Raw genomic sequence first — 2,739 nt, 5'->3', positions numbered from 1 at the left:
TCCTTACCTTCTTTAATGATGGTGATCTTTTCCTGTGTGCTTTTTCGTTTTTTGTTTTTCATTGGTTCTAAATTAAAGTTTTTTTCAAACTTTAATCTGTGTCCAATCATTTAAGGGGCTGGAGAGACATTACCAAGCTCCAAACTTTGTTGTAGTATTTTAAAAGTTGTTCTTTTTGCTCGATTTCTATTGGCAGCTCATTGATATAATCTTGAACTTCGTCCGCAAGTTGTTTCTTAACGTCCGCAAATAGTGGTGGAACGAATAATTCCAGTTCATTGATTGGATATTCAAAAGCCAATTTGCAAAAAGGTTCCCATAATTCTCCAATTCTTCTTGAAAATGCCATATATTCATAAGGCCATACTGAATGGCGGACTTCGAGCATAACGACATAATTGCAATAAGTAACCATTAAAATACATTCAAGTGTTTCTTGATTTGACCAATTTTCTTTTTTACTTTTCTGTTCAATAATTTCGACTAATGTAACTTTTGCCTGAACGAGAAGAGTGTTTAAACTTTTGGCTTTTTTCCTGTATTCTGTATTTCCAAATTCAACATTGACCTCTGAAAGAAATTCGGTTGACCTATCTCTAAAATATTGTAAAATTTGGCTTTTACTTGTTGCAGTTTGTTTTGTTATGTTCATTTGGTCTTTTGAGTTTTTAAATATTCAATTTTTTGTTCAGCTACTTTCATAGCTGCGAGTCCCAAGTCCTCGTCTTGAACTTCGTAAACAAGTTTATCACTTAACCAAGCTATTATGACTTCATTCTTTTTGTCTCCATAAAAATCCGAAAGTGATTTCGCTTGTTCTTTGGTTGGCATTCTATCATTTCTTTCGATTTTGCTTAAAAGTGTTGGGTCAAGAGATAATTCCGCTCCAACCTCACGAAGCAAAAGTCCTTTTGATTCTCGCAATTCCCGTAAAATTTGTCCAATATTTTTCATAAGTCTTTTTTTGACTTGACAATATTTGGCTAATATAATAATATTTTTTTGAAATTCGGTATTGTGCGGTGGGAAAATTTTAGCTCTTTTGGTTTTTTCTGCGTTGGCTTTCGTGTCGGCAAAAACCAAATGTGCTATTTGCGCGGTTGGCTTTTTTTTAATTGGGCATAACGGCAAGTATAAGAGTAGTGGGGCATTTCGAAGAACATACTTTCAATTTAACGAGATGTTCATTGATTGTAGGAAGTTCATATTTAGACCAAAAGCCCCATTATCTCTTATACAATGTTACCCAACGTATTTATTTCCAATTCGTTAGTTATGTAGTTAATTCCATACTCTTTGGGCATTTTTGATTTAATGTGTGGATAATTGCGAATGTCCAATGTGTATGGAATAATGAAGGAGATTATTTGATTTTTATTGTTTTTAAAAGATTCCCTTCTTTGTCAAACTCTTTAACTTTTGGTCGCAAAATTCCTTTTTTATATTCTCTTTCAAAATGCACATTTCCTGATGGATAAAACGTTCTTGATTTTCCTGTTTTTATCCCATTTACATAATTGACAAAAACTTTTTCATTGTTTATGTAAGAAATTTCTACACCTTCTTTCTCGCCCGAAATGACTGTTATTTGATAAATTAGATTTGACTTATATTCCTTATCAAAAACTAAAAGAGTGTAATCATTTAATAGAAGATCTTCATTTAACGTATCAATTGTAAACTTGGTACATTCACGACTCCCATATGCAATAAGTACTTCATCAAGCTGTTTTTCTATTTTAAGTATACATGATTCGGCTGCGTCAAGTTCATGTTGACATACCGCACTAAGGTTGGAAAGAGTGAAAATGAATAATAAAATTTTCTTTGTCATTTTACTTCGTCTTGAACTGCATTTATACCACTTTGTAACACTTGACCGTCAGTTTTTGATTGACCATTACTTTGACCATAAGTAAAGTCACCTTGACTTTTTTGATTATTAATAATTAAAATACCGCCTAAAGGTTTTTCATCAGGAATAATAGAAGTTGCATTGTAATTTGTGACTGTACTATTGTTTTCATCAGGAAAAAACCCAAATCCTTCACCTTTTGGATCACCATTATTCATTAGTGTATTGATTTCACCATGTGTTTCCATCGGAGTCAAATTATTACTTTTATCGGTATTTGTCATAAAAGAATTAACATCTGAATTATTAGTCTGAACATTTCTTGTGTTTTCAACATTTGATTGTGTACCTTCAGCAGAAACCACAGCAATTTCTACAATTTCTTCAGCTTTTAAAACTTTAAAAACAGCGATTGCATTGGATAACGCTTCACCTTCTAATCCACTCTTTTTAGAAAATTTGTCAATGCTCCATTTCAAATCTGTGGTGTAATAAGCATTCTTGCCTTTTCCTTCTACTCTTAGTCCAAAAGCTTTTTGACCGCCAAGACTTTGAACAATACTATGAAATGCAGCTGCTGCACTTTCATTAGATGGTTTAACTGCCTTTCCATCGGGATCAATAAAAAGTATTGGATTATTAACTACAAAATTATACGGCGAATAACTTGGGAATTGAGAAGCTAATGGGTCAGGACTTAACCAACGACTTACAATATCAGGTTCTAATGTCGATTCTGAATACATAGTATCTATTTGTTTAGTACATGACAAAAATATAACCCGCTGATAATCAGCAAATTAAATGTTAAAAAATTAGTATAAAGCATTGGTAATCAGTATCTTAGAAGGATAATCTCAAACATCTTTCAAGAACATGAAAAC

Annotated in this window: 4 protein-coding genes; all 4 read right to left on the bottom strand. The window is 32.4% G+C overall.

The features are described from left to right. Window positions 1-106: 106 nt before the first annotated feature. Window positions 107-652 (bottom strand): hypothetical protein, encoded by a 546-nt coding sequence (locus G3O08_RS20500; protein ID WP_163287318.1) that lies wholly within the window; start codon window positions 650-652, stop codon window positions 107-109. Beyond that, complete coding sequence (locus G3O08_RS21385) at window positions 649-1,131, bottom strand: helix-turn-helix domain-containing protein (RefSeq protein ID WP_239541387.1); 483 nt, start codon at window positions 1,129-1,131, stop codon at window positions 649-651. The genes G3O08_RS20500 and G3O08_RS21385 overlap by 4 nt, the downstream gene beginning before the upstream one ends. A gap of 232 nt (window positions 1,132-1,363) precedes the next feature. After that, complete coding sequence (locus tag G3O08_RS20490) at window positions 1,364-1,834, bottom strand: toxin-antitoxin system YwqK family antitoxin (protein WP_163287316.1); 471 nt, start codon at window positions 1,832-1,834, stop codon at window positions 1,364-1,366. Further along, window positions 1,831-2,601 carry a hypothetical protein gene (locus G3O08_RS20485; RefSeq protein ID WP_163287315.1) on the bottom strand — a complete coding sequence of 257 codons (771 nt, stop codon included), beginning with the start codon at window positions 2,599-2,601 and terminating at the stop codon, window positions 1,831-1,833. The genes G3O08_RS20490 and G3O08_RS20485 overlap by 4 nt, the downstream gene beginning before the upstream one ends. Window positions 2,602-2,739: the final 138 nt, after the last annotated feature.

Origin of the sequence: Cryomorpha ignava, from assembly GCF_010686655.1 — a bacterium.
Taxonomy (GTDB): Bacteria; Bacteroidota; Bacteroidia; order Flavobacteriales_D; family Cryomorphaceae; genus Cryomorpha; species Cryomorpha ignava.
The sequence above is the reverse complement of the archived record's forward strand: the minus strand, read 5'-3'. Positions and strand labels throughout refer to the sequence as shown.